Origin of the sequence: Streptomyces sp. NPDC058663 (assembly GCF_042716745.1) — a bacterium.
Taxonomy (GTDB): domain Bacteria; phylum Actinomycetota; class Actinomycetes; order Streptomycetales; family Streptomycetaceae; genus Streptomyces.
In genome coordinates, this window is record NZ_JBHXRV010000038.1 from 63379 (window position 1) to 88706 (window position 25328).

At 70.5% G+C, this 25328-nt stretch carries 26 protein-coding genes and 1 tRNA gene; 17 read left to right on the plus strand and 10 right to left on the minus strand.

What is annotated here, in order from left to right:
* Positions 1-154 precede the first annotated feature (154 nt).
* The 3 genes from ACFWVV_RS26105 to ACFWVV_RS26115 all read left to right on the plus strand — a co-directional run bounded on the left by ACFWVV_RS26105 (position 155) and on the right by ACFWVV_RS26115 (position 3313).
* Positions 155-916 (plus strand): SDR family oxidoreductase, encoded by a 762-nt coding sequence (locus ACFWVV_RS26105; RefSeq protein WP_384349203.1) that lies wholly within the window; start codon positions 155-157, stop codon positions 914-916.
* Positions 913-2610 (plus strand): class I adenylate-forming enzyme family protein, encoded by a 1698-nt coding sequence (locus ACFWVV_RS26110; RefSeq protein ID WP_384349200.1) that lies wholly within the window; start codon positions 913-915, stop codon positions 2608-2610. Before ACFWVV_RS26105 ends, ACFWVV_RS26110 begins: the two co-directional genes overlap by 4 nt.
* Positions 2611-2719: 109 nt before the next feature.
* Complete coding sequence (locus ACFWVV_RS26115; RefSeq protein WP_384349197.1) at positions 2720-3313, plus strand: TetR/AcrR family transcriptional regulator; 594 nt, start codon at positions 2720-2722, stop codon at positions 3311-3313.
* A gap of 103 nt (positions 3314-3416) precedes the next feature.
* Here ACFWVV_RS26115 and ACFWVV_RS26120 read toward each other — a convergent pair whose 3' ends face one another.
* From ACFWVV_RS26120 to ACFWVV_RS26140, 5 genes are all read right to left on the minus strand, one after another.
* Positions 3417-4637: an acyl-CoA dehydrogenase family protein gene (locus tag ACFWVV_RS26120; protein ID WP_384349195.1), complete on the minus strand. Its 1221-nt coding sequence runs from the start codon at positions 4635-4637 to the stop codon at positions 3417-3419.
* 6 nt (positions 4638-4643) lie between these two features.
* A complete protein-coding gene (locus ACFWVV_RS26125; RefSeq protein WP_384349194.1) occupies positions 4644-5693 on the minus strand; it encodes a phosphotransferase family protein in 1050 nt (349 codons plus the stop codon).
* 226 nt (positions 5694-5919) lie between these two features.
* Entirely contained in the window at positions 5920-6249 is a 330-nt protein-coding gene (locus ACFWVV_RS26130; protein ID WP_384349191.1) for a DUF202 domain-containing protein, read from the minus strand.
* Positions 6246-6638, minus strand: coding sequence for a YidH family protein (locus ACFWVV_RS26135; protein ID WP_384349189.1), 393 nt, complete (start codon positions 6636-6638; stop codon positions 6246-6248). The genes ACFWVV_RS26130 and ACFWVV_RS26135 overlap by 4 nt, the downstream gene beginning before the upstream one ends.
* Entirely contained in the window at positions 6635-7150 is a 516-nt protein-coding gene (locus ACFWVV_RS26140) for an NUDIX domain-containing protein (RefSeq protein ID WP_384349186.1), read from the minus strand. The genes ACFWVV_RS26135 and ACFWVV_RS26140 overlap by 4 nt, the downstream gene beginning before the upstream one ends.
* A gap of 93 nt (positions 7151-7243) precedes the next feature.
* Between ACFWVV_RS26140 and ACFWVV_RS26145 the strand changes: the two genes are divergently transcribed.
* Positions 7244-8908: an FAD-binding dehydrogenase gene (locus tag ACFWVV_RS26145; protein WP_384349184.1), complete on the plus strand. Its 1665-nt coding sequence runs from the start codon at positions 7244-7246 to the stop codon at positions 8906-8908.
* Positions 8909-9057: 149 nt separating this feature from the next.
* On the opposite strand, the gene ACFWVV_RS26150 is transcribed toward ACFWVV_RS26145, so the two are convergent.
* Positions 9058-9522, minus strand: coding sequence for an ASCH domain-containing protein (locus ACFWVV_RS26150; protein WP_384349182.1), 465 nt, complete (start codon positions 9520-9522; stop codon positions 9058-9060).
* A 186-nt stretch (positions 9523-9708) separates the two neighbouring features.
* On the opposite strand from ACFWVV_RS26150, the gene ACFWVV_RS26155 reads away from it, so the two are divergent.
* From ACFWVV_RS26155 to ACFWVV_RS26195, 9 genes are all read left to right on the plus strand, one after another.
* A complete protein-coding gene (locus ACFWVV_RS26155; RefSeq protein ID WP_384349179.1) occupies positions 9709-10659 on the plus strand; it encodes a hypothetical protein in 951 nt (316 codons plus the stop codon).
* A 104-nt stretch (positions 10660-10763) separates the two neighbouring features.
* Positions 10764-12356, plus strand: coding sequence for an APC family permease (locus ACFWVV_RS26160; RefSeq protein ID WP_384349176.1), 1593 nt, complete (start codon positions 10764-10766; stop codon positions 12354-12356).
* A gap of 201 nt (positions 12357-12557) precedes the next feature.
* Positions 12558-13310, plus strand: coding sequence for a molybdopterin-dependent oxidoreductase (locus tag ACFWVV_RS26165; RefSeq protein WP_384349173.1), 753 nt, complete (start codon positions 12558-12560; stop codon positions 13308-13310).
* The gene (locus tag ACFWVV_RS26170; protein WP_384349170.1) at positions 13252-13899 is read left to right on the plus strand and encodes a cytochrome b/b6 domain-containing protein; all 648 of its coding nucleotides are present in this window, start codon (positions 13252-13254) and stop codon (positions 13897-13899) included. Before ACFWVV_RS26165 ends, ACFWVV_RS26170 begins: the two co-directional genes overlap by 59 nt.
* A 317-nt stretch (positions 13900-14216) precedes the next feature.
* The gene (locus tag ACFWVV_RS26175) at positions 14217-15002 is read left to right on the plus strand and encodes a FadR/GntR family transcriptional regulator (RefSeq protein ID WP_384349167.1); all 786 of its coding nucleotides are present in this window, start codon (positions 14217-14219) and stop codon (positions 15000-15002) included.
* Positions 14995-16482 carry an amino acid permease gene (locus tag ACFWVV_RS26180; protein WP_384349164.1) on the plus strand — a complete coding sequence of 496 codons (1488 nt, stop codon included), beginning with the start codon at positions 14995-14997 and terminating at the stop codon, positions 16480-16482. The genes ACFWVV_RS26175 and ACFWVV_RS26180 overlap by 8 nt, the downstream gene beginning before the upstream one ends.
* Before the next feature lie 107 nt (positions 16483-16589).
* Positions 16590-17675 carry an S-(hydroxymethyl)mycothiol dehydrogenase gene (locus ACFWVV_RS26185; RefSeq protein WP_384349161.1) on the plus strand — a complete coding sequence of 362 codons (1086 nt, stop codon included), beginning with the start codon at positions 16590-16592 and terminating at the stop codon, positions 17673-17675.
* On the plus strand, positions 17675-18304 hold the full coding sequence (locus tag ACFWVV_RS26190; RefSeq protein ID WP_384349158.1) for an MBL fold metallo-hydrolase: 630 nt from the start codon (positions 17675-17677) through the stop codon (positions 18302-18304). Before ACFWVV_RS26185 ends, ACFWVV_RS26190 begins: the two co-directional genes overlap by 1 nt.
* Positions 18305-18452: 148 nt before the next feature.
* Positions 18453-19454, plus strand: a complete 1002-nt coding sequence (locus ACFWVV_RS26195) for a hypothetical protein (protein ID WP_384349156.1) — start codon at positions 18453-18455, stop codon at positions 19452-19454.
* Between the two features lie 262 nt (positions 19455-19716).
* On the opposite strand, the gene ACFWVV_RS26200 is transcribed toward ACFWVV_RS26195, so the two are convergent.
* Both ACFWVV_RS26200 and ACFWVV_RS26205 read right to left on the minus strand, forming a co-directional pair.
* Positions 19717-20346 (minus strand): class I SAM-dependent methyltransferase, encoded by a 630-nt coding sequence (locus ACFWVV_RS26200; RefSeq protein ID WP_384349153.1) that lies wholly within the window; start codon positions 20344-20346, stop codon positions 19717-19719.
* 82 nt (positions 20347-20428) lie between these two features.
* Entirely contained in the window at positions 20429-20932 is a 504-nt protein-coding gene (locus ACFWVV_RS26205; RefSeq protein WP_384349151.1) for a glycine-rich domain-containing protein, read from the minus strand.
* Positions 20933-21244: 312 nt separating this feature from the next.
* On the opposite strand from ACFWVV_RS26205, the gene ACFWVV_RS26210 reads away from it, so the two are divergent.
* On the plus strand, positions 21245-22021 hold the full coding sequence (locus ACFWVV_RS26210) for a helix-turn-helix domain-containing protein (protein ID WP_384349148.1): 777 nt from the start codon (positions 21245-21247) through the stop codon (positions 22019-22021).
* A gap of 102 nt (positions 22022-22123) precedes the next feature.
* Here the strand turns inward: ACFWVV_RS26210 and ACFWVV_RS26215 are convergent, their stop codons facing one another.
* Positions 22124-22831 (minus strand): hypothetical protein, encoded by a 708-nt coding sequence (locus ACFWVV_RS26215; protein WP_384349145.1) that lies wholly within the window; start codon positions 22829-22831, stop codon positions 22124-22126.
* A gap of 72 nt (positions 22832-22903) precedes the next feature.
* Here ACFWVV_RS26215 and ACFWVV_RS26220 point away from each other — a divergent pair, with 72 nt between their 5' ends.
* Positions 22904-23152: a hypothetical protein gene (locus ACFWVV_RS26220; RefSeq protein WP_384349142.1), complete on the plus strand. Its 249-nt coding sequence runs from the start codon at positions 22904-22906 to the stop codon at positions 23150-23152.
* A gap of 84 nt (positions 23153-23236) precedes the next feature.
* Here ACFWVV_RS26220 and ACFWVV_RS26225 read toward each other — a convergent pair.
* Positions 23237-23324: transfer RNA gene (locus ACFWVV_RS26225), tRNA-Leu, on the minus strand.
* A 206-nt stretch (positions 23325-23530) separates the two neighbouring features.
* On the opposite strand from ACFWVV_RS26225, the gene ACFWVV_RS26230 reads away from it, so the two are divergent.
* Positions 23531-24862 carry a M20/M25/M40 family metallo-hydrolase gene (locus tag ACFWVV_RS26230; protein ID WP_384349139.1) on the plus strand — a complete coding sequence of 444 codons (1332 nt, stop codon included), beginning with the start codon at positions 23531-23533 and terminating at the stop codon, positions 24860-24862.
* 166 nt (positions 24863-25028) lie between these two features.
* Positions 25029-25262 carry a chaplin ChpH gene (gene chpH / locus ACFWVV_RS26235; protein ID WP_384349136.1) on the plus strand — a complete coding sequence of 78 codons (234 nt, stop codon included), beginning with the start codon at positions 25029-25031 and terminating at the stop codon, positions 25260-25262.
* Positions 25263-25328 lie beyond the last annotated feature (66 nt).

Here is a 25328-nt window from a genome sequence, read left to right on the forward strand (position 1 = left end):
GTGATCGGCCGGACTGTCATGTCCGCGCACGCTAGCCGCTCACCGGGGCCCGCGGAACGGAGCGCGCCACGGATCGAGCGGGCTCACCCCCTTTCCTCTCTCCATACCGACTGGTTAGTCTGCGCGCAGAGCCGAGAGTGAGAGGTGGCCCCGGATGGACGCGGTGCAGGGTGCGGGAGTGGTCGTAACGGGCGCGGGAGGCGGCATAGGTGCCGCCCTGGCCCGCAGGTTCGTCGCCGAGGGGGCCAGGGTCGTGGTCAACGACCTGGACGCGGGCAAGGCTGAGGCCGTCGCGGCCGAGATCGGCGCGACCGCCGTCCCCGGGGACGCCTCGGCCGTGGTCGAGGAGGCCCGCGAAGCCCTCGGCGGCACCATCGACGTGTACTGCGCCAACGCGGGGGTGGGCTGCGGCGGCGACCCCTTCGCCGAGGACCTCTGGGAAACCGCCTGGGACGTCAATGTGATGGCCCACGTCCGGGCCGCCCGCGCCCTGCTGCCCGGCTGGCTGGAGCGGGGGAGCGGCCGGTTCGTGTCCACCGTCTCCGCGGCCGGCCTGCTCACCATGATCGGCGCAGCCCCGTACAGCGTCACCAAGCACGGTGCGCTCGCCTTCGCTGAATGGCTGTCGCTGACCTACCGCCACCAGGGCGTCAAGGTGCACGCCATTTGTCCGCAGGGGGTCAGGACGGACATGCTGACCTCCGCGGGATCGGCCGGCGACCTGGTGCTCGCGCCGACCGCCATCGAACCGGAGGACGTCGCGGACGCGCTCTTCGCGGGCATCGAGGCCGACCGGTTCCTGATCCTGCCGCACCCCGAGGTGGCCGACTACTACCGGGCCAGGGCCGGTGACCCGGACCGCTGGCTGGCCGGCATGAACCAGCTCCAGCAGAAGTGGGAGGGCCACGCCCGATGAGCGGACCGGCACCCGAGGCGCACGCACGGCCGGCCGCGGACTCGGTCTACGCGGCCAAGCCCTGGCTGCACCTGCTCAGCGAGGCCCAGCGGTCCCCGGTCAGCCCGGCGCCGACGCTGCTGCACGCCTTCCGGGAGAGCGCGCGACGCGCCCCGGACCGGCCGGCGCTCGCCTACTTCGACGGACGCCTGAGCTACCGCGAGACGGACGCGCTGTCCGACTCGGTCGCCGGACACCTCGCCGCGAAGGGCCTGCGGCGGGGCGACCGCGTCGCGATCATGCTCCAGAACTCGCCGCACTTCGTCCTCGCCCTGCTCGGCGCGTGGAAGGCGGGGGCGACGGTCGTCCCCCTCAACCCGATGTACAAGTCGGCCGAGGTGGGCCATGTCCTGAAGGACGCCGAGGTCTCCGCGCTGATCTGCTCGGACCGGGCGTGGGATGCGTACCTGCGTGCGACGGCGGCCGCCGCGCCGGGCGTCACGACCGTGCTGACGGCATGCGAGCTCGATCTGCAGAGCACCCACGACGCGCGGGTGCTGGACTTCGAGCGGCTGCCGCCGGCCGACGACGCGGACGACCTGACCGAGGCCGCCCGCGCGGGACTGGACGCACCTGCGGGACGGGAACCCGGCACGGGTGACACGGCGTTGATCAGTTACACGTCGGGCACCAGCGGCACACCCAAGGGGGCGATGAACTCCCACGGCAACATCATGTACAACGCGGAGCGCCAGCGCGCCGGCCACCCCATCGCCGAGGGGTCCTCCTACTTCGCCCTCGCCCCGCTCTTCCACATCACCGGCATGGTCTGCCAGCTGGCCGCCTGTCTGACCAACGCCGGCACCCTCGTCCTGGCCTACCGCTTCCACCCCCAGGTGGTCCTGGACGCCTTCGCCGAGCACCGGCCCGCGTACACCGTCGGCCCCTCGACGGCGTTCATGGCACTGGCGGCGACCCCGGGCGTGAGCAGGGAGCACTTCGCCTCCTTCCAGGTGATCTCCTCGGGCGGCGCCCCGCTGCCGCCCGCGCTGGTGGAGCGGTTCCGGACCGGCCTGGGCCCCTACATCCGCAACGGCTACGGGCTCACCGAGTGCACGGCACCCTGCGCGTCCGTACCGCCGCAGCACGAGGCGCCGGTCGACCCGGAGTCCGGGACGCTGTCGGTCGGTGTGCCGGGCCCCGACACGGTGGTGCGGATCGTCGACGAGAAGGGCGCGGACGTGCCGTTGGGCGTGCACGGCGAGATCGCGGTGCGCGGCCCGCAGGTCGTCTCCGGCTACTGGCGGCTGCCCGGGGCCACCGCCGAGGCGTTCCCGGACGGCGAACTGCGCACCGGCGACATCGGGTTCATGGACGCCGAGGGCTGGCTGTACGTCGTCGACCGCAAGAAGGACATGATCAACGCGTCCGGCTTCAAGGTCTGGCCGCGCGAGGTGGAGGACGTCCTCTACACCCACCCGGCGGTGCGCGAGGCCGCCGTGGTCGGCGTCCCCGACGCCTACCGGGGCGAGAGCGTCAAGGCGTACGTCGGGCTGCGCCCCGGCGCCGAAGCCACCCCCGACGAGCTGTCGGAGTACTGCAGGCAGAGGCTCGCCGCGTACAAGTACCCGCGCGAGGTGGAGATCCTGCCCGAGCTTCCCAAGACGGCAAGTGGGAAGATCCTCCGGCGGGAACTGCGTTCCCCCCAGGCATAGGCACCCAGCAGGCACAGACGCACAACAAGCACAGACACCCGGCAAGCACAGACGCACAGCACGTGCGGACACACGGCACGCGAGCGATGGATCAAGGCAGGTGGCGGCAATGGCCAGAACGACGGACCCGGGCGGAACCCCCGTCCCCCAGCGGCTGCTGGCCGCCGCCACCCGGCTCTTCGCCGAGCGCGGCTACGACCGCACCTCCGTCCAGGAGATCGTCGAGGCGGCGGGCGTCACCAAGGGCGCCCTCTACCACTACTTCGGCTCCAAGGACGACCTGCTGCACGAGGTGTACGCGCGCGTGCTGCGCGTACAGCAGGAGCGCCTGGACGCCTTCGCCGACGCCGACGCCCCCGTCGAGCGGCGGCTGCGCGACGCGGCGGCGGACGTCGTCGTCACCACCATCGAGAACCTCGACGACGCGTCGATCTTCTTCCGCTCCATGCACCACCTGGGTCCGGAGAAGGACAAACAGGTACGGGCCGAGCGACGCCGCTACCACGAGCGGTTCCGCGCCCTGGTCGAGGAGGGCCAGCAGTCCGGAGTCTTCTCCACCGCGACACCCGCGGACCTGGTCGTGGACTACCACTTCGGTTCCGTGCACCACCTGTCGACCTGGTACCGGCCCGACGGACCGCTCACCCCGCAGCAGGTCGCCGACCACCTGGCGGACCTCCTGCTGCGGGCCCTGCGCCCCTGAGGAGCCCCGTCTCCAGGGGCCCCGGACCGGCGGGCCCCGCGCGTGGCGGCTGGCCCTCCTCCCCGCAGGCCGGGGCGGCCGCGGAAAGGAGGGCCCCAAGTCCCTACAGGTACTTCTTCAGCTCCCGCCGCGCCAGCGACCGCTGGTGCACCTCGTCGGGGCCGTCCGCCAGCCGCAGCGTCCGCGCCCCCGCCCACAGCTCGGCCAGCGGGAAGTCCTGGCTGACCCCGCCCGCCCCGTACAGCTGCACCGCGTCGTCGATGATGCCGAGGACCGCACGCGGTGTCGCAATCTTGATCGCCTGGATCTCGGTGTGTGCGCCCCGGTTGCCGACCGTGTCCATCAGCCAGGCCGTCTTGAGCACGAGGAGCCGCAGCTGCTCGACGGTCACCCGGGCGTCAGCGATCCAGTTCTGCACGACGCCCTGCTGGGCCAGCGGCTTGCCGAACGCGGTACGCGACACCGCCCGCCTGCACATCAGCTCGATGGCCCGCTCCGCCATGCCGATCAGCCGCATGCAGTGGTGGATGCGGCCCGGGCCGAGCCGCGCCTGCGCGATGGCGAAGCCGCCGCCCTCCTCGCCGACCAGGTTCGCGGCCGGCACCCGGGCGCCGCCGAAGATGACCTCGGCGTGGCCCCCGTGGGAGTGGTCCTCGTACCCGTACACCTGCATGGCGCGGCGGATCTCCACGCCGGGGGTGTCGCGCGGCACCAGGATCATCGACTGCTGGCGGCGCACGTCGGCGCCGTCCGGGTCGGTCTTGCCCATCACGATGAAGATCTTGCAGTCCGGGTTCATCGCGCCGGAGATGTACCACTTGCGGCCGGTGACGACGTACTCGGAGCCGTCCGCCGCACGCTCGATCCGGGTCTCGATGTTCGTCGCGTCGGACGAGGCCACCTCCGGCTCGGTCATCGCGAACGCCGACCGGATCTCCCCGGCGAGCAGCGGCTCCAGCCACTGCTTCTTCTGCTCGTCGGTGGCGAACTGCGACAGCAGCTCCATGTTCCCGGTGTCCGGCGCCGCACAGTTCAGCGCGGTCGGTGCCAGCTGCGGGGAGCGCCCGGTGATCTCGGCCAGCGGCGCGTACTGGAGATTGGTCAGCCCGGCCCCGTACTCCGCGTCGGGGAGGAAGAGGTTCCACAGTCCCTGCCGCCGTGCCTCCGTCTTCAGCTCCTCCACCACCGCCGGGGTGTCCCACGGCGAGTCGAGCAGGGCGCGCTGCTCGTGGGCGGTCCGCTCCGCCGGGTACACGTACTCGTCCATGAAGGCGAGCAGCTTGCCGCGCAGCTCTTCGGTCCGTGCGTCGTATGCGAAGTCCATCAGGATTCAGCCCTTCTGAAGGGTCGTCAGGCCGTGCTGGATGAAGACGGGGACCAGATCGCCGATCCGGTCGAAGCCGGCGCCGACGGTCTGCCCGAGCGTGTAGCGGTAGTGGATGCCCTCGAGGATGACGGCGAGCTTGAACCAGGCGAACGCCGTGTACCAGTGCACCGACGACACGTCCCGCCCGGAGGCGGCGGCGTACCGGGCGACGATCTCGTCCGTCGAGGGGTGGCCGGGCGCCGAGGCGGTGGTGGAGATGGGGGAGCCGGGCAGATTCAGCTCGGTGCCGTACATCACGAGCAGCCCGAGGTCGGTCAGCGGGTCGCCGAGCGTCGACATCTCCCAGTCGAGGATCGCCCGGATGCTGTCCTGCTCGCCGCCGATCAGCACGTTGTCCAGGCGGTAGTCACCGTGCACCACCGTCGGTGCGGGGGACGGGGGCAGGGCCTCGCCGAGTGCGGCGTGCAGGGCGTCGATGCCGGGCAGGTCACGGTTGCGGGAGGCATCCAGCTGCTTGCCCCAGCGCCGCAGTTGGCGCTCCAGGAAGCCATCGGGCCGCCCGAAGTCGCCGAGTCCGGCTGCCACCGGGTCCACGGCGTGCAGCTCCACGAGGGTGTCCACCAGGCCGAGCACGGCGGCCCTGGTCCGGTCGGCACCGAGCGCAGCCAGTTCCTCGGCCGTCCGGTAGGGGGTTCCCTCCACGAACTCCATGACGTAGAAGGGCGATCCGAGCACCGTGTCGTCCTCGCACAGCAGGATCGGCTCCGGCACCGGGACCTTCGTCGGGTGCAGCCCGCTGATCACCCGGAACTCGCGCTTCATGTCGTGCGCCGTGGCCAGGACGTGACCCAGGGGAGGCCGCCGTACCACCCAGCGGGTCTTCCCGTCCGTCACCTCGTACGTCAGATTGGAGCGTCCGCCCTCGATCAGCCGGGCGGACAGCGGTCCGCTCACCAGCCCCGGCCGCTCCGTGTCGAGATGGGCGCGCAACCGCTCCGGGTCGAGCCCGGGCGGTGCGTCCGCCGTCGGCTCGGTCGGGGGGACGGTGCTCATGGGGGTACCTCCGGGTGCCTGCGGGCGGGATGCTGCGCACCATGATGCCGACCAGTCGGTATGCCGTCCAGGGGGTGGCCCTGCACGAGCAGCCGGAAGCGGTGTGGCCCTGCCCACTCACGCACCCCACGGCAGCACCGCCGACCCTCACCGCGGTACGGCCCCCGTCACCGCAGCATGCGCCCCCGCGCTCTCAGGGCCACCCCCGCGGGGGCACGACCGCCACTCACCGCATCACCGCAGCCCCGAACGCCGCCAGCGCCAGGACTCCGCACGCCGTGGCCAGTGCCCGGCGCGGCGCCAGCACCTGCGGTTGTGCCCGGTCCAGCTCCCGCATCCGCCGGTGCGCCGTCATCAGGAACCCCGCCCACACCAGCGCGCTCAGCGCGGCCGCCACCACCCCCGCCCCGGTGATCCCGTCGTGGATGGCCTGTTTGCCGGCCAGCACCGCGACGACCGTGCAGGACAAGGTCGTACGCCGCCAGGCCAGCCGCGTCCGCTCCGGCTGGAGACCGGGGTCGCGCTCCGGCCCCCCGGCCCCGCCCGGCACGCTCACCCCTCCCACCCGAACAGCACGACCACCACCATCGCCAGCGCGACCACCCCCACCAACAGGCTCAGCACGGTCGGGAAGCGGGTGGCCGGCAGATCCTCCCCGCGCCGCATCGCCCGCTCGCACCGCACCCAGTGGTTCACCGCCCGCAGCGCGCACAGGGCGCCCGCCACCAGCAGCGCCACCGCCAGCGCGACCCGTACGGCCCACCGCAGTCCCGGCAGGAACTGGTCGACCGCGAACCCGGCCCCCACCAGCGCCAGGGCCGTCCGCACCCAGGCGAGGAAGGTCCGCTCGTTCGCCAGCGAGAACCGGTAGTCGGGAGTGTCGCCCTCCTCCCTGATGCGCTGGGGTGCGAACCACAGCCGCAGCCCGCGTACGAAGCCGCTCATCGCTCCAGCTCCCGCAGCCGCGCGTACGCCGCGAGCCCGTCCGGCACCCAGGTCCACTCGCCCAGCCGCCGCGCCAGTTCCTCCTCGTCCAGGAACGCGTGCCAGGCGACCTCTTCGGCCTGCGGGTTCACCGGCACCTCGCAGCGCACCTCGTAGACCCGCGACCACCAGGTGTGGGCGCCGTCCGGGCTCTCGTACAGGAACGAGAACAGCGGTACCGGCTGGGGCAGTCCGGACACCCCCAGTTCCTCCTCCGCCTCGCGCAGCGCCGCCTCGTCATAGGACTCGCCCGCGCCGACGACACCGCCCACGAACATGTCGTACAGCGAGGGGAAGACCAGTTTGGTCGCGGTCCGCCGGTGCACGAAGGTGCGGCCCGCGGCGTCCCTGACGCGGATGAAGGCACAGCGGTGGCGCAGGCCCCGCGCGGTCGCCTCACCGCGCGGGGCCTGACCGACGACCTCGTCGTTCTCGTCGACGATGTCCAGGATCTCGTCAGCAGGAGTGCTCATGCGCCCATCCAACAACAACCGTCCCGTCGGCCGGTCCACCGAAGCGGTGGCCGAACGGTTGACGGGCTACTGCCGAGTACCGAAGATCGGTCCATGGATGCCAAGGGGTACGACGCGGACGTCATCGTCATCGGAGCGGGACTCGCCGGCCTCGTGGCCACCGCCGAACTGGTCGACGCCGGCCGCAAGGTGATCCTCCTCGACCAGGAGGCCGAACAGTCGGTCGGCGGCCAGGCGCACTGGTCCTTCGGCGGCCTCTTCCTCGTCGACTCTCCCGAACAGCGCAGGATGCGGGTCAAGGACAGCCGCGACCTCGCCCTCCAGGACTGGCTCGGCACGGCCGGCTTCGACCGGGAGGAGGACGCCTGGCCGCGCAAGTGGGCCGAGGCATACGTCGACTTCGCGGCGGGGGAGAAGCGGTCCTGGCTGCACCAGAAGGGCGTCCGGTTCTTCCCCGTGGTCGGCTGGGCCGAGCGGGGCGGCTACGACGCGGGCGGCCACGGCAACTCGGTGCCCCGCTTCCACATCACCTGGGGCACCGGCCCCGGCCTGGTCGCCCCCTTCGAACGGCGCGTCCGCGAGGGGGTGGCACGCGGCCTGGTCACCTTCGCCTTCCGGCACCGGGTGACCGGTCTGGAGCGCACCGGCGGAGCCGTCGACACCGTCGTGGGCGAGATCCTCGAACCCTCGTCGGCGGAACGCGGCACGGCCAGTTCCCGTACCGTCGCCGGCAACTTCACCCTGCGGGCCCAGGCGGTGATCGTCACCTCCGGCGGCATCGGCGGCAACCACGACCTGGTCCGCGCCCAGTGGCCCGAGCGCCTCGGCACCCCGCCCGCCCACCTGCTCTCCGGCGTGCCCGCGCACGTGGACGGCCTGATGCTCGGCATCACGGAGGCGGCGGGCGCCAGCCACATCAACCGCGACCGGATGTGGCACTACACCGAGGGCATCCAGAACTGGAACCCCATCTGGCAGCGGCACGGCATCCGCATCCTGCCCGGCCCCTCCTCGCTCTGGTTCGACGCGCGCGGCAAGCGCCTGCCCGTCCCGCTCTTCCCGGGCTTCGACACGCTCGGCACGCTCGACCACATCATGAAGACCGGTTACGACTACACCTGGTTCGTCCTCGACCAGCGGATCATCGGCAAGGAGTTCGCGCTGTCGGGCTCCGAGCAGAACCCGGACCTGACGGGCAAGTCGGTGCGCGGGGTCGTCGACCGGGCGCGGGCGGCCGTCCCGGCTCCGGTGAAGGCCTTCATGGACCGCGGTGCGGACTTCGTGGTGGAGAAGGACCTCGCCTCACTGGTACGGGGCATGAACGCGCTGACCAAGGAACCCCTCATCGACGAGGCGGACCTCCGCCAGCAGATCGTGGCCCGCGACCGCGAGGTGGCCAACCCCTTCACCAAGGACCTCCAGGTCACGGCGATCCACGGGGCCCGGCGATACCTCGGCGACAAGCTGATCCGGACCGCGCCGCCGCACCGCATCCTGGACCCCGCGGCGGGCCCGCTGATCGCCGTACGCCTGCACATCCTGACGCGGAAGTCGCTCGGCGGCCTGGAGACGGACCTGTCCTCCCGTGTCCTCACCCCGGACGGCACACCGCTGCCCGGCGTCTACGCGGCGGGAGAGGCGGCGGGCTTCGGCGGGGGCGGCGTCCACGGGTACCGGTCCCTGGAAGGAACGTTCCTGGGCGGCTGCATCTTCTCGGGCAGGGCGGCGGGCCGGGCGGCGGCACGCGCGGTGAGCTGAGGCGGCGGCCAGGGCCTGGCGCCGCCCGAGGACGGCGGCCAGGGCCTGGCACCGTCCGAGGGGGACGGCCATGGCCCGGGCACCGTCCGAGGGGGACGGCCGGCCCCCGGTGCCGCCCGAAGGGGCGGGCCGGCGGGGCGCTTCCCTCCTCAGAGCCGCTCCACCACCCTGAACCTCTCCGTCACCACCATCGTCCCGTCGTCCACGACGAACCCGGGATCCCCCATCGCCTCGCGCATCTCCTCCCCGTGCCAGAACCTCTCGTGCGCCGCACGCCACTCGGCCACCGACGTGTACCCCTCGCCCTCGTCCAGCGCGTGCTGGAGATCGACGTCACCCAGTCTCAGCACACGCACCTCGGTGGTCTCCAGTACCGCCACCTCCCGGCCCTGCGAGTCGATCAGCGCCGCCCGTTGCCCCACCGGCGGGAGCTCCTCGTCCTCCGCCTCGTACTCAGCGAGCAGGTCCGTCGTCGCCACCTTCTCCCCGGCGAGCACCGCCGCGACCAGCCGATCGCGCAACGGCCCGGGGTATGCCAGCAGATACGGGGGCAGGGGCGGACGCCCGGCAGGTCCGGATCCGGTCACGTCCTTGTCCGTCAAGTCCTTAACCATTCCCCCACCTTATGGGCCATTCCCCTTCCCACCTGCGGCTATCTATTCCCGCGCGCCATCAACTCAGCGGCCGAAAGCTTCAGTTGGCCTCCGCTTTACTTATTCGGCCTTGACGTGGAGCCGCCCCTACCGCTTTGCTGTGCGTGATCAAACGCTGGCTCGTCGCGCCGTGGAGGTACCCCGCGGATGGCCCCACCTCCGCCGCTCCTCGGCCGCTCCCGCCGTCGCGGTGAACAGCCGCCGGACCCCGCCCTCGACGACGCCGCACTCGTCGAGGTGCGCGAACGGCTGGCTCAGGGCCGCTGGACCGCCGTCCGGAGCCTGCTCGCCCGTACCGGCGACGAGTGGGACCGGCGCGGGCACCGGCTGCTGGTGCTCGCCGAGCCCAGGGGCACCCACGCCTGGGCCCAGGACTGGCTGCTCGCGGAGCCCGAGAGCGCCGACGCCGCCGCCCTCCTCGCCTGCGCCGAGGTCCAGCGCGCCCTGACGGGCAAGGGCAGCCCGGACCGCGCCCGCAAGGCCTGCCGGGCGGCCGCCGAACGCCTCCCGCAGGACCCCACCCCCTGGCTCGCGCTGCTCCTGATGGCCCGCCACCTCGGCACCGAGGAGGAGGTCACCCAGCTGTACGACCAGGTCAGGGCCCGCCACCCGGAGCACCACCACGCTCACCACCTGATCATCGCCCGGCTCGCGGAGCGCCGCCCCGACATAGGGCAGGACCCGCTCCACGAGGTGTACGACTTCGCCTCCTGGGCGGCCGAACAGGCCCCGGCGGACTCCCCGTTGGCGACGCTTCCGGTCGTGGCGCACGCCGAGCGCTACCGCGTGCTGGCCGTCGCCGGACTGATCCCGCCCGACCCGGAACTCTCCGGCCACTGGACGGGCCGCCGCGCCCGGCAGGTGATGAAGTCGGCCTTCGACTGGTGGCTGGAGTGGGAGCACGAGGGGCACCCGCGCTCCCGGGTCGACCTCAACTTCCTCGCCCACGCGAAACACTGCGAGGGCCGCACCGCCGAGGCCGCCGCCCTGTTCCACCGGATCGGCCCGCACCGCACCACCGCCCCCTGGTCCTACCCCGACCGGGACGCGCACCAGGCGTTCCGCGCCGCACGCAGCATGGCGCTCGGTGACGCCTGAGCCGACCTGCCCCACCCGGCCGGCACCGGCCAGTTCCACCCCGACCAGCGACGAAACTCCCCTGCACACCCACCCCTCCTCCAGACCGAAGGGACAACCCCGCGATGGCGACGGGCAGTTCACCCACACGCGTGACCAGATCGACCGGCAGCAGCGGCGAAGGCGGCGGCGAGGCCGGGATCAACACCTACAAGGGCGAGGAGGGGGCGCTGCGCGCGGGCCGCCTCGGCACCCTCGGTCTGCTGCTGTCCGTTCTCGCGGCGAGCGCCCCCCTCATGGTCGTCGGGGGTGTCATGCCCACGATCTTCGGGGTCATGGGAGTGGTCGGCCAGCCGCTCCTGTTCCTCATCCTGGGGGTCGTCCTCCTCCTCTTCAGCGTCGGCTACGCGGAGATGAGCCGGCACATCCACAACGCGGGCGCCTTCTACGCCTACATAGCCCGCGGCCTCGGCGCCACCGCCGGCGCCGGAGCCTCCCTGGTCGCCCTGGTCGCGTACAGCGCCATGCAGGTCGGCATCTTCGGCATCCTCGGCTTCGAACTCTCCGGGATCTTCGCCACCTACCTCGGACTGCAGATCGCCTGGTGGGTGCCTGCCCTGGTCTGCGTCGTCCTCGTCGGCTATCTCGGCTGGCTGAAGATCGACCTCAACGCCAAGGTCCTCGGCGTCCTCCTGCTGATCGAGTGCCTGCTGGTGGTCATCTTCGACGTGTCCGCCGTCGCCGAGCCCGCCCAGGGCTCCGGACTGTCCTTCGCGGCGTTCGACCCGTCCACCCTCAGCGGCCCCGGCGTCGCGCTGGGCACCGCGCTCTGCTTCTCCATCGCGGCCTTCGTCGGCTTCGAGCAGGCCCCGGTGTACGCGGAGGAGACCCAGCGGCCGCACGTGATCGTCTCCCGCGTGATGTTCCTCGGCGTCGCCTACTCCGCGGTGTTCCTGGCCCTCAGCTCCTGGGCGGTCAGCGTCGCCGCCGGCCCCGGCAAGGTCTCGGCGATGGCCACCGAGCAGGGCCCCGGAATGCTCTTCACCCTGGTCCAGCAGCGTCTCGGCGCCACCTTCACCGACGTGCTGCACATCCTCTTCGTGACCGGCATGTTCGCCGCGCTCCTCAGCTTCCACAACGTGGTCGCCCGCTACTCCTTCGCGATGGGCCGCGAGGGCCTCCTGCCGGCCGCCTTCGGCCGGACCAGCAAGGCGAGCGGCGCCCCGGCCACCGGTTCCGTCCTCCAGTCGGTCGTCTCGCTGGTCGTCGTGCTGGTCTTCGCGCTCACCGACGACAAGCCGATCGGGGACCCGACCGCCCCGGTCCTGCACCTCTTCACCTGGATGGGCAACGTCGGCGCGCTGGGAGTCATCCTGCTGATGGCCGTGGCTTCCTTCGCCGTGATCGCCTTCTTCGTACGGCGCGGCGCGGGCGCGGCCCAGAAGTGGCGGCTGCTCTGCTCCGGTCTCGCCGGAATCGCGCTGCTGGGCATCGCCGTCTACACCGTGAAGGACTTCGCCCTCCTGGTCAGCGCCGAGTCCGGCTCCGCACTGAGCTGGATCCTGCCCGGGATCATCGGTCTCACCGCGGTCGGCGGGCTGGTGTACGGCGTGGTGCTCAAGGCGAAGAAGCCCGAGGTGCACGCCCGGATCGGCCTCGGCAACGAGGCGTTCCAGCTCGACAAGGCGGCGGCCGAGTCGGCGGCGGCCCGCGGCTGACCCGCCACCCGGCGGCCCGCGGCTGACCCGCCACCCGGCGGCCCGCCCGCCACCACGCTCCATGTGGCAGCCGGCGGCCGCCCCCCACCGCCCCCCGTCCGGCGGCGGTCCGCCGCTCCGCCGTCGCCCATATCTGACGAAACGCTGACGAGTGCTCGCGGCCCCTGGATCCCGGCGGCCGCGAGTGCTCGAATCGGGGGTGTGAACCCTCCACCCCCGACACCCCGCCGACCGCGACCCGATCCGGGGCCGGGCACCCCCGTCGGCCGCCGCCTCGTCCTCGGAATGCTCGGTCTCGGCGCCGCGGGCGTCGCGGCGGCCCCGTACGTCCAGCGCGGCATCGACTCCTTCCTCGGCGCGGCAGCGGGCAACGACCCCACCGGGCTGACCGGTCTCCTCCCCGGCAGCGGCGGCTTCCGCTACTACTCGGTGGCCGCGTCCGTCCCCAAGAAGACGGCGGAGGACTACCGGCTCACCGTCGACGGACTGGTCGACCGCCCGGCCACGTACACCCTCGCGCAGCTCCGGGCGCTACCGCAGACCCGGCTGGTCCGCGACGTCCAGTGCGTCACCGGCTGGCGGGTGCCCGACACCCCCTTCGAGGGCGTACGGCTGTCGCATCTGCTGGCACTCGCCGGAGTCCGGACCGAGCGCGCCCGCGCGATCCGCTTCACCTGCTTCGACGGCACGTACACGGAGAGCCTCACCCTCCAGCAGGCGGGCCGCGGGGACGTACTGGTGGCGCTGAGGATGCAGGACAAGGACGTCAGCCATTCCCACGGCGGCCCGGTGCGCCTGTACGTCGCGCCCATGTACTTCTACAAATCGGCCAAGTGGCTCTCGGGCATCACGGTCACGGACCGGGTCGTCCCCGGCTACTGGGAGGAACGCGGCTATGACATCGACGCCTGGGTCGGCAGGTCCAACGGACGCGCCGACACCCCCACTGTCTGAACTCCCCACCCGGGTAAGGCGCTTCACCCGCGCAGAGCGCCTCGTGCACCGCGCCACGGCCGCCCTCACGCTGCTGTGCGTCGGCACGGCCGCCTGCCTCTACCTGCCCTTCCTCGCGGAGCTGGTCGGCCGCCGCCATCTGGTCGTCACCGTGCACATCTGGACCGGGGTCCTGCTGCCCGCCCCGTACCTCCTTGGCCTCTTCTCCCGGGCCTTCCGCGCCGACCTCACCCTCCTCGGCCGCTTCACCCGGTACGACAGGGCCTGGCTGCGGGCCGCCCGCCGCCGCCAATTCGTCCGGCCGGCGGGGAAGTTCAACGCGGGGCAGAAGCTGTACGCGGGCTGGATCGCGGGAGCGGCCCTGGTCATGCTCGGCACCGGCCTGGTGATGTGGTTCACACATCTCACCCCGGTGGCCTGGCGCACCAGCGCCACCTTCGTCCACGACTGGCTCGCCCTGGCGATGGGCATCGTCATCGCCGGCCACCTCTGGATGGCCCTGACCCACCCGGAGGCCCGGCGGGGCATGCGCACGGGCACGGTCGACCGCGCCTGGGCCGAGGAGGAGCACCCCCGCTGGCACCCGTAGAAACGGCGCCCGCAGGGACCGGCCCGCCCAGGGACCGGCCCGCCCAGGGACCGGCCCGCCCAGGGACCGGCCTGCGCAGAGATTGACACCCAAAGGCCCCGGCACCCACAGGCCCCGGCACCCACAGCGGCGGGTGCCCGCGAACCCTCACCCTCCGCGCACGCAGCCCCACCCATTTCGCGAGCAATGCCCCATTTGGGGACTTCGCTATACCCGCTCAGCCCGCAACGATTACGACGTGTGAGAAATTCATCAGCCCGTCGTTTCCCCACTGTTCACTCTTGACGCACCCGTAACCACGCCCGAGCATTCTCCGCATGGCCTTGTCAGACAGCCGGACAAGCCCCACAGGCCCCGACGGAACCCCTGGTTCCGCAGGTGCCGAGGGCGACCCGGGCGTTCCGAGACGCGTGAGTGCGACCGATGTCGTCCTCACGCGGCTCCGTGATGCCATCGAGTCCGGCGAACTGGCGGTGGGCGACAAGCTCCCCACCGAGGCGGAGCTCGGCCGGCACTTCGCGGTCAGCCGCTCCGTCGTCCGCGAGGCCCTGCGCACCCTCCAGGCCCTGGGCCTGACCGTGTCACGCGCGGGCAAGGGTACCTATGTCGAGGCCCGTGGTCCGGTGCAGAACCCGGTCTTCGGTTCGTACTCGGCCCGTGACCTGCTGGAAGTACGCCGGCACGTGGAGATCCCCGTGGCGGGGTACGCTGCTGCCCGCCGCACTCGAGACGACATCGACCAGCTCCTCACGCTGATCGGGAGCATGGAACGAGAGACGGATCCCGCCGCCTGGGTGGCCCTGGATTCGCAGTTCCATCTCACCGTCGCCCGGGCCTCGGGCAACCCCGTCTTCAGCAAGATCATCGAAGAGATACGGGACGCCCTCGCGCGGCAGTCCACCTTCCTGAACCAACTCGGTGACCGGCGACGCCAGTCGGACATCGAGCACCGGGCCCTGGTCGAAGCGATCGTCGAGGGGTCCGAGGGGGCAGCCGTGCACGCCATGGCCGCCCACCTCGAACTCGTCGAGACCGCCCTCAACTCGATCGTGCGTCCCGGTACCGCACATCCCCCACACGAAGGCGAAGCGATACATGAGTGACCGCACCCGCACTGCGGCAGTCCAGACCGCCCCGCCGTCCCCGCAGCCGACGTCCCCCCACGTCGACCCCGGTGACGAGGGCTACAGCAAGGACCTCAAGTCCCGCCACATCAACATGATCGCCATCGGCGGCGCCATCGGCACCGGCCTGTTCCTCGGAGCGGGCGGCAGGCTGGCGGGCGCCGGCCCCTCCCTGGCGATCGCGTACGCCGTCTGCGGTGTCTTCGCGTTCTTCGTCGTACGGGCACTGGGCGAGCTCGTCCTGTACCGGCCGTCCTCCGGCGCGTTCGTCTCCTACGCCCGTGAGTTCATGGGCGAGAAGGGCGCCTTCGCGGCGGGCTGGCTGTACTTCCTGAACTGGTCGACCACCGCCGTGGCGGACATCACGGCCGCCGCGACCTACGCCCACTTCTGGGCCATGTTCAGCGACGTTCCGCAGTGGATCCTGGCGCTGATAGCCCTGGCGGTGGTCCTCACCGCCAACCTCATCTCGGTGAAGTACTTCGGCGAGATGGAATTCTGGTTCGCGATCATCAAGGTGGCCGCACTGGTCGTCTTCATGCTGATCGGCATCTACCTGGTGGTCACCGGGACCCCGGTCGACGGCAACACCCCGGGCTTCTCGAACATCGGTGACAACGGCGGCATCTTCCCGATGGGCATGCTGCCGATGCTGATCGTCATCCAGGGCGTGGTCTTCGCGTACGCCTCGGTGGAGCTGTGCGGCGTCGCCGCCGGCGAGACCGAGGAGCCGCACAAGGTGCTGCCCAAGGCGATCAACTCGATCATGTGGCGCGTCGGCGTCTTCTACGTCGGCTCGGTCGTCCTGCTCGCCCTGCTGCTGCCGTACACGGCCTACAGCGACAAGCAGAGCCCGTTCGTCACCGTCATGGACAAGATCGGCGTCCCGGGCGCGGCGGGCATCATGAACCTCGTGGTGCTCACCGCCGCCCTGTCCAGCCTGAACTCGGGCCTGTACTCCACCGGCCGCATCCTGCGCTCGATGTCCCTCGCGGGCTCCGCCCCGAAGTTCACCGGCCGGATGAACAAGGGCCAGGTCCCCTACGGCGGCATCCTGCTCACCGCGGGCTTCGGCGTCCTGGGCGTCGCGCTGAACTTCTTCGTCCCGAAGAACGCCTTCGAGATCGTGCTGAACTTCGCCTCGATCGGCATTCTCGGCACCTGGGCGATGATCATGATCTGCTCGCTGATGTTCTACCGCCGCTCCAAGGAGGGCGTCGTCGACCGGCCCGCGTACCGGCTCCCCTGGGCCCCGTACACCCAGATCGTCACGCTGGTCTTCCTCGCCTCCGTGGTCTTCCTGATGTGGTACGGCGGCGGAGACGGCCGCAAGACCGTGTACTGCCTGCCGCTGATCGCCGCAGCCCTGGTGGGCGGCTGGTTCGTGGTGCGCCGCAGGGTGTCCGCGATCTCGGCCGAGCGCGAAGCGGCGGGCATCCTCCCACCCAAGAAGCTCTGACCTCCGCCTGCTGAACGCTCGCTGCACCACGTCGGCCGCCCCTTCTCCGAGGGGCGGCCGACGCGCGTATCGTCGTACGCATTCGTGAACGGGAAGGAAGCGGACGCATGTCGCAGCAGGTTCTCGGGGTCATCGCCCCGGGCAAGAACGAGCCGGTACGTGTCGAGACCATCGTCATCCCGGATCCCGGCCCCGGTGAGGCCGTGGTGAAGATCCAGGCCTGTGGCGTCTGCCACACCGACCTGCACTACAAGCAGGGCGGCATCAACGACGACTTCCCCTTCCTGCTCGGCCACGAGGCCGCGGGAATCGTCGAGTCCGTCGGCGAGGGCGTCACCGACGTCACCCCCGGCGACTTCGTGATCCTCAACTGGCGCGCGGTCTGCGGCCAGTGCCGGGCCTGTCTGCGCGGCCGCCCCCAGTACTGCTTCGACACCCACAACGCGAAGCAGAGGATGACCCTGCTCGACGGCACGGAACTCTCCCCGGCGCTGGGCATCGGCGCCTTCGCCGAGAAGACCCTCGTCGCGGCCGGTCAGTGCACCAAGGTCGACCCCGAGGTCTCCCCGGCCGTCGCGGGCCTCCTCGGCTGCGGCGTCATGGCGGGCATCGGCGCAGCGATCAACACCGGCCAGGTCGGCCGCGGCGACTCGGTCGCCGTCATCGGCTGCGGGGGAGTGGGCGACGCCGCCGTCGTCGGCGCCCGCCTCGCCGGAGCAGCGAAGATCATCGCCGTCGACATCGACGACCGCAAACTGACGACCGCCAAGACCATGGGCGCCACCCACACGGTCAACTCGAAGACCTCAGACCCCGTCGAGGCGATCCGCGCCCTCACCGACGGCAACGGCGCCGACGTCGTCATCGAGGCCGTCGGCCGCCCCGAGACGTACCAGCAGGCCTTCTACGCCCGCGACCTCGCCGGCACGGTCGTCCTGGTCGGGGTCCCCACCCCGGAGATGCGCATCGAACTGCCCCTCCTGGACGTCTTCGGCCGCGGCGGCGCGCTCAAGTCGTCCTGGTACGGCGACTGCCTGCCCTCGCGCGACTTCCCCATGCTCATCGACCTGCACCAGCAGGGCCGCATCGACCTGGCCGCCTTCGTCACCGAGACCATCGGCCTCGGTGACGTCGAAAAGGCCTTCGCCCGCATGCACGAGGGCGACGTACTGCGCTCGGTGGTGACCTTCTGATGACCGTACGCATCGATCACCTCACCACCTCCGGCACCTTCTCCCTCGACGGCGGCACCTGGGACGTCGACAACAACGTCTGGATCGTCGGCGACGACACCGAGGCGGTCGTCATCGACGCCGCCCACGACGCGGACGCCATCCTGGCCGCACTCGCGGGCCGCACCCTGCGCGCCATCGTCTGCACCCACGCGCACAACGACCACATCGACGCCGCCCCGGCCCTCGCCGACGCCACCGGCGCCCCGGTCCTGCTCCACGAGGACGACCTCCCCCTCTGGAAGCAGACCCACCCGGACCGCGCCCCGGACGGCTCCCTGACCGACGGCCAGGAGATCCCCGTGGCCGGTACGGTCCTCAAGGTGCTGCACACCCCCGGCCACGCGCCGGGTGCCGTCTGCCTGTACGCCGAGGACCTGGCCACCGTCTTCACCGGCGACACCCTCTTCCAGGGCGGCCCCGGCGCCACAGGCCGCTCCTTCTCCCACTTCCCGACGATCGTGGACTCGATCCGCGACCGCCTGCTCGCCCTCCCCGCCGGCACCACCGTGCACACCGGCCACGGCGGCTCGACGACGATCAGCGCCGAGGCCCCCCACCTCGACGAGTGGATCGCCCGCGGCCACTGACTCCTCGCGCACCCCCACGGCCCCGCGGTTCCCACCGCGGGGCCGTTGTCATGCAACGAAATCCGTACCCCGGACAACCCTTGACAAGGGATTCCGCACCTCCGAAGAATCGAACCGGACCAGCCCAGCCGCCCTGAGGAAGCGCCCCATGCCTGCCACCGCCCTGCACCGCATGATCCACGCCCAGGCCGACGCCCTCGACCGCCTCGCGGACAGGGACGTCTCCGAGGCGGCCGGCCGCCTCGCCGGCGCCCGCCGCGTCCTGGTCGTGGGTACGGGGACCAGCCGGCACGCCGCCGAGCTCGGCGCACACCTCCTGGAACAGGCCGGCCTCGACGCCCGCCCGCAGTCGGGCGCGCACGCGGCCCGCTGGGCCGCCGCCCCGCGCGAGGGCGACGCTCTGCTGGTCATCACGCACACCGCCGAGACCGCGTACGCCGCCCGCACCCGCGCCGCGGCTCTCGCGGCCGGCCTCCCGGTGGTCTCGGTCACCGGCCCCGGCCGGGGCTGGCCCGAGGCCGTGCCGACCGGCACCACGGAGGAATCCGAGACGTACACCGTCAGCTACACCTCGGCCCTCGGTGTCCTGGCCCGCATCGCCCACCAGCTGGGCGCCCCGGAAGGCTCCCCGGAGCAGCTCGGTCTGACCGCAGAGGCGGTAAGGGCGGTCTGCGCCGACCCCGACCTCGACGAGGTCCCCTTCCCCGCCCGCAGTCTCGCCCTGATCGGCTGCGGACCCTGGGGCGTCACCGCCCGTGAGGGCGCCCTGAAGATCAGGGAGGCCGCCCGGATGCTCGCCGAGGGCTTCGAGTCCGACCGCTTCCTGCACGGCGCTGCGGTCCCGCTCACCGCCGCCGACGGTCTCCTGGTCCTCGAACCCGCCGCGGACCGCGACGGCCTGACCGGGGCCCTGGGCAGGGTGGCGGCGGCCGAATCCATTCCCGTCACGACCCTCACCGCACACCCCGGCGCCCCCGCGCTGCCCCCGGTGCTGGCCCAGATCCCGCTGACCGTCCGCCTCCAGCTGCTGGCCGAACGCTTCGCCGCCCTGCGCCACCAGGACCCGGACGTGGCGATCGTCGGCGCCTGGGCCGATCCCGCACTCTGGGAAGCCGGCCGGCCGCCCGCCCCGTCACCGCACCCGCGATAGCCGGCCGCGCGCCGCGCAGGGGAGGCGCGCATACGGAAAAACCCCCGGCCAGTACGACGGCCAGGGGTTTTCTCTGTGTGTCCGAGGGGGGACTTGAACTCTTGACCCAGGTTGTAGCTAGTTAGTTATCTGACCTGGGGAAACGTGATTCGGGTACCCCTTCGGGACCTCCAAGGCTTACCCCTGTGACCTGCTGTTTCTGTCCGTTCCTGGCCGCTGTTGGTCATGCGTTGGTCACGTGTCCAACGGGAATTGAAAAGGATCAGGAAGCCACGGCCCGAACCAGCATTGTCGCTACCTCCGCACCTTGCGGCGGGGCAAGAACCGTGGCGTCCACGTCTCCGAATCCGTGCAATCCGAGGATGTGCACCCACTCGTCCGGAGCGTGGTCGTGCCGCATCCCCGCCTTACCGGGCCGGGGTGCCTGGCTGCCTGGGGGGAGGTGGGAGAACGCCAGGATGCCACCCGTACTCATACGAGCCCGGACCAATGGGAGCAGCTTCTCCGGGTCCACGAACCACACTGCGCCGAAGATCGAGAGCACCACATCGAAAGTCTCGGAAGTGTCAGCCAGGAACGCCGTAGCCTCCGCCGTCCGGAACTCAAGCCCCGCCACGTGACCCCACTCCTGCCGCGCCTTCTCCTCGCGGGCCGGGGCCACGTCCACACCGACGCCGGTAGCCCCCAGCGTCACAAGGTGAGCAAGGTTGCTCCCGACTCCCGACCCCAGCTCCAACACGGATCGGCCCGCCACCGGCCCTAGAACGCTTTCGTTCGGCCCGTGGTCGGGGTACTGGGTCCAGTTGAGCCAGGTTCTCTCACCTCGGGCGTTCGTGGTCCTACGTGGCTTACTGCCGACCGCGTAACGGTCCCAGGACTCAGCCAGGGTCATTGCTTGTTGATCCTCTCCATGCGGGAAGGGCCCACCCCCGACGTACGGGGATGAGCCCCAGCCAATCAACCGCGACGCGGAGCTACTGCTTCTTTGGGGAGTCGTGGCATCCGGCGTGGCACTGGTTGCAGTCCGCCGCGTCCTCCATGCCCCACAAGTCGGCGTCGATCTCAAACCCCGCCGCCTTGATGGCCGTGATCGTCTGAGCCAGCACGAGGGGCTTACCGGTCTTCAGGTCGTGTCCGTCCGCGTCGATCACCCCGCCGCTGCACTCGGTGTCACCCTTGGCACCGGGCAGCTCCGGGACGTGGTGGATATACCGGCCGAAGTGCCGGTTGGTGAAGTGGTGGTACTGGATCGAGTCGAGCATGAACGAGTGCCACGCCTCATCCACGGCCTTCGACGGACCCATGAGGAGATCCGGGTTCTCACCGCAGGTCATCACGAAGGCGACAGCCTGACCGAACTTGCGCTCCGCCAACTCCCGCGTGTTCTCCGGGCTGCGCAGGAGGAGCGATACCTCCCGCTCCCACACGTCCGGCGTGACGTACGCCCTCGGCTCTCGGACCACGATTAACGTGCTCATGCTCTCTTGCCTCCACTGCTCTTGGTGCTCCGGATAGGACGTCCATCCCGGCACTTGGGGCAAGAACAGAGCGGCATGGCGCTCGAAACGAGAGGCCCCTCCCCGTCGCCCTCGTAGAACGTTCGCGGAGTGGTCTGCGTGCCGTCGGTTCTTACCGTGTACGTGCTGATGCGGATGGACATGCCGACCATCGTTGCGGCGCGAGCGGGGCAAAACGACGACGTTCGAGACGTCGCTCAGGTGGCGGATAGGCGTCACACGAGAGGCGTCAAACCGGTGTCATTCAGGGGGTCTCGGCGCTAGCCTCAGATCATGACGACGACGGTTCAGGCAAATGATGTTCTGCGCGCCGTACGTATCGGAATGCGCTTGTCTCAGGATGAGTTCGCGAAGGCGATCAGGGAGGCCGGTACGGCTCTCCGTGAACCAAACGACGCTTCCAAGAGGCTCGTTCAGCGGTGGGAGTCGGGCCAGACTCGCACCTGCCGACCTGCGTACGCCCGTGCCCTGGAAAAGGCCACCGGCCGACCGGCTGAGGCCCTAGGGTTCGCTCTCGCCGTGCCCGGCTCGCGCGTCCACGAGGACGGGGCAGGAGGCCACGACTTGGAAGCAGAAGGGGCGGGGATCACGGAGGCCGCCGGAGACCCTGCGACGGCTTCTCAGCCCCAGGGAGACGACTTCTCGGGTGTCTGGCTAAGCCGGTACGAGTTCTTCTCGTCCAGCCGTGAGCAGACGTTCACGGCTGCTCATCATGTGCTTGTGGTGCACCGTGGAAACCGCCTCACGGTCGAGTCGTTGCCGGGGGCATCGAGCAACCCGGACAGCCCGATTCACCTTGACCTCACGGTGGACCGGAACGTCGTCACTGGGTCGTGGACGGAGCAGACAGCCGCTGACGGCTACTACAACGGTGCTCGCTATCACGGGGCGCTCCAGCTTCTCGTTGAGCCGACTGGCCGCCGGATGGCAGGGAAGTGGGTCGGGTTCGGAAAGGACTTCGACGTGAACACGGGGCCGTGGGAACTGCGGCTTCTCGACCGGTCCACGTCAAAGGCAAGCATCGAACGCCATTCGGTCGTACCGGAGTAGTGAGCCCCATCGCGCTCTGAGCAGGGCCCGTCTGACTGGACCTCCGCAGCAAAGGAACGCCCCCGCCGGATCGGCGGGGGCGTTCTGGGTTTGTTCGTTAGGTCAGAGCAGGGAGCGGAACGGGTTGGCCTGAGCGACGGATGCAGTCTGCGGAGACGGTTCAGGAGCGGGCGTAGCGGCTTGTACGGGAACAGCCCGGTAGGCGTTCATCTGGACGACTGATCCTCGGTTCCCTTCACGCTCGGTGCTGGCCGGCTGCGGCTCACCGTAGTGGGAACTGCTCTGCGCCTGAGTCTCCCGTTCTGCCGGAACGGGGGTGCTCTCTTCCAGAGTGAAGACGGTGGAGGGTCGGCCTGTCTTGCCGGATCGTTCTACGGTGACGACGATTCCGGGCAGTGCCTTGACCTCCCGTGCGGAGGCTCCGACGTAGGGCAGCATCTGGGTGGAGTTTGCCCGTCCGCCGTGGAGTTCGATGCGGGCCCTGACCTTGTCGGCCAGGCTGAGGGACTGCCGCTTCACCTTGGGTGAGTCGGCTCCCTTGGTGATCCGTACGGCGTCCTGGACGGAACGGCGTACCAGGGTGAAGGCAGCGAACAGAATCTCATCCGTGATGGTCTCGGAGCACTCGGAGGCTGCCAGGCAGGCAGCAACCCTGAGGGTCTGCTCAGCCGTTCTCTCAATGAACACGGCCTGTGCTTCGGGGAGGGACTCCCCGAGGATGCGGGCGTACCGGCGCACGATGCGCCACAGAAGCAGCGGGAGCGCCAGGACGCGGAGCGCAGGAGGCTGGGGCCCGGCTGGGTGGACCATGACCTTGTGTTCGCCCGTGATGGCTTCAAACTCTACCGGGGTGAGGCTGGAGGCCCTCAGGACCCTGAGAAGGTGTCGGCCCGCTGGCGGACTCTCCGGAGCCGGCTGGGTCTGCCGGAGGACTTCCGGCTGCATGACTGGCGTCACAGCAAGGTGACCAACGACCTGGAGGCCGGGGAGAACCCCGTCGAGGTCTCCGCGAACGTTCGTCACCACTCGCCCGGCTACACAATGGGCCAGTACGGCAAGAAGCGCCCCTCTGGGGCGAAGAAGCTCGCAGCCTCCGGAGCAGGCCGGATCGGCCTCTCGTCCCTGGTTTGATCAGGGCTTCCGGCTGTTGGTCACGTGGTTGGTCACGCCACAGCCCGGAAATGCAGAAAACCCCACGTGAAGTGGGGTCTCAGCTGGTGTCCGAGGGGGGACTTGAACCCCCACGCCCGATAAAGGGCACTAGCACCTCAAGCTAGCGCGTCTGCCATTCCGCCACCCGGACAAGGTGTCTGCCGGTCGGGGCTGTTCTGAGCTGGCCCGTTCCGACGTGGAAAACAATACCAGGGGTTCGGGGTGCCCGATCACCACCCCCGATCCGGCCTCCCACCTGCGTGAACGGCGCATTGCGCAGGTGGGCCCCCCTTGGGTGGCGCGGCGAGGGGCGAGAGGATGAGGGGGACCACCAGCAACGCAGTGGGAGGAAGCAGCGTGAGCGAGACGAACACGACCCGGACGGTGACCGGCGAGGACGAGGTCGTCGACCTCTGCCGGGATCTCATCCGCATCGACACCAGCAACTACGGCGACCACTCCGGGCCCGGGGAGCGCAAGGCCGCCGAGTACGTGGCGGAGAAGCTCGCCGAGGTCGGTCTCGAACCGAAGATCTTCGAGTCCCACCCGGGGCGGGCGTCGACCGTGGCACGCATCGAGGGCGAAGACCGCTCGCGGCCCGCACTCCTCATCCACGGCCACACCGACGTCGTGCCGGCGAACGCCGCGGACTGGACCCACGACCCCTTCTCCGGCGAGATCGCCGACGGCTGCGTGTGGGGCCGCGGCGCGGTCGACATGAAGGACATGGACGCGATGACCCTCGCGGTCGTCCGCGACCGGCTGCGCACCGGGCGCAAACCCCCGCGCGACATCGTGCTGGCGTTCCTCGCCGACGAGGAGGCGGGCGGCACGTACGGGGCCCGGCATCTCGTCGACAAGCACCCCGACCTCTTCGAGGGCGTCACCGAGGCCATCGGCGAGGTCGGCGGCTTCTCCTTCACGGTCAACGAGAACCTGCGCCTGTACCTGGTGGAGACCGCGCAGAAGGGCATGAACTGGATGCGGCTCACGGTGGACGGCACCGCGGGCCACGGTTCGATGACCAACAAGGACAACGCCATCACCGAACTGTGCGAGGCGGTGGGCAGGCTGGGCCGCTACGAGTGGCCGGTGCGCGTCACCAAGACGGTGCGCTCCTTCCTCGACGAGCTCTCCGACGCGCTCGGCACCGAGCTCGACCCCGAGAACATGGACGAGACCCTGGCCAAGCTGGGCGGCATCGCCAAGATGGTCGGCGCCACCCTGCGCAACTCCGCCGCCCCCACCATGCTCGACGCCGGCTACAAGGTGAACGTCATCCCCGGGCAGGCGAGCGCACACGTCGACGGCCGCTTCCTGCCGGGGTACGAGGAGGAGTTCCACGCCGACCTCGCCCGTATCCTCGGCCCGCGGGTGAAGATCGACGAGGAGCGCTCGCACCGCGACAGGGCGCTGGAGACCGACTTCGACGGCAAACTGGTGGACGCGATGCAGCTCGCGCTGCGCGCCGAGGACCCGATCGCCCGCGCCATCCCGTACATGCTCTCCGGCGGCACCGACGCCAAGCACTTCGACGACCTCGGCATCCGCTGCTTCGGCTTCGCGCCGCTCCAGCTGCCGCCCGAACTGGACTTCGCGGGCATGTTCCACGGCGTCGACGAGCGGGTGCCGACCGAGGGGCTCAAGTTCGGCGCGCGGGTCCTGGACCGCTTCATCGACGCCTGCTGAAACCCGCGGCGAAGGCGGCGGAAACGGGCCTCCCGAAAATTCGCCCACACGTTCCAAGTGAATGAAAAGAGTGAATGGGGTGATCTGGTCGTAGCCCCACAGGTTTCTCTTCGTTACAGGTGATGCGGTCCGCGGCTGGGATCGCGCTTTCCAACTAGGAGGAACAATGATCAAGAAGATCGTCGCTGCTGCGGCTGCTACCGGTGGACTCGTTCTCGCGAGCGCGGGCATGGCTGTTGCCGACTCGGGTGCGCAGGCCGCCGCGGTGGGCTCCCCCGGCGTCCTCTCGGGCAACGTTGTTCAGGTTCCGGTCCACGTTCCGGTGAACCTGTGCGGCAACACGGTCAACGTGATCGGTCTGCTGAACCCCGCCTTCGGCAACACCTGCGTCAACTCCTGACGTTGTGCAGTTGACCCCCAGCGGGTCTGAATTCCCGGGCGGCCCCGGAGTGCGCGCCATGCACTC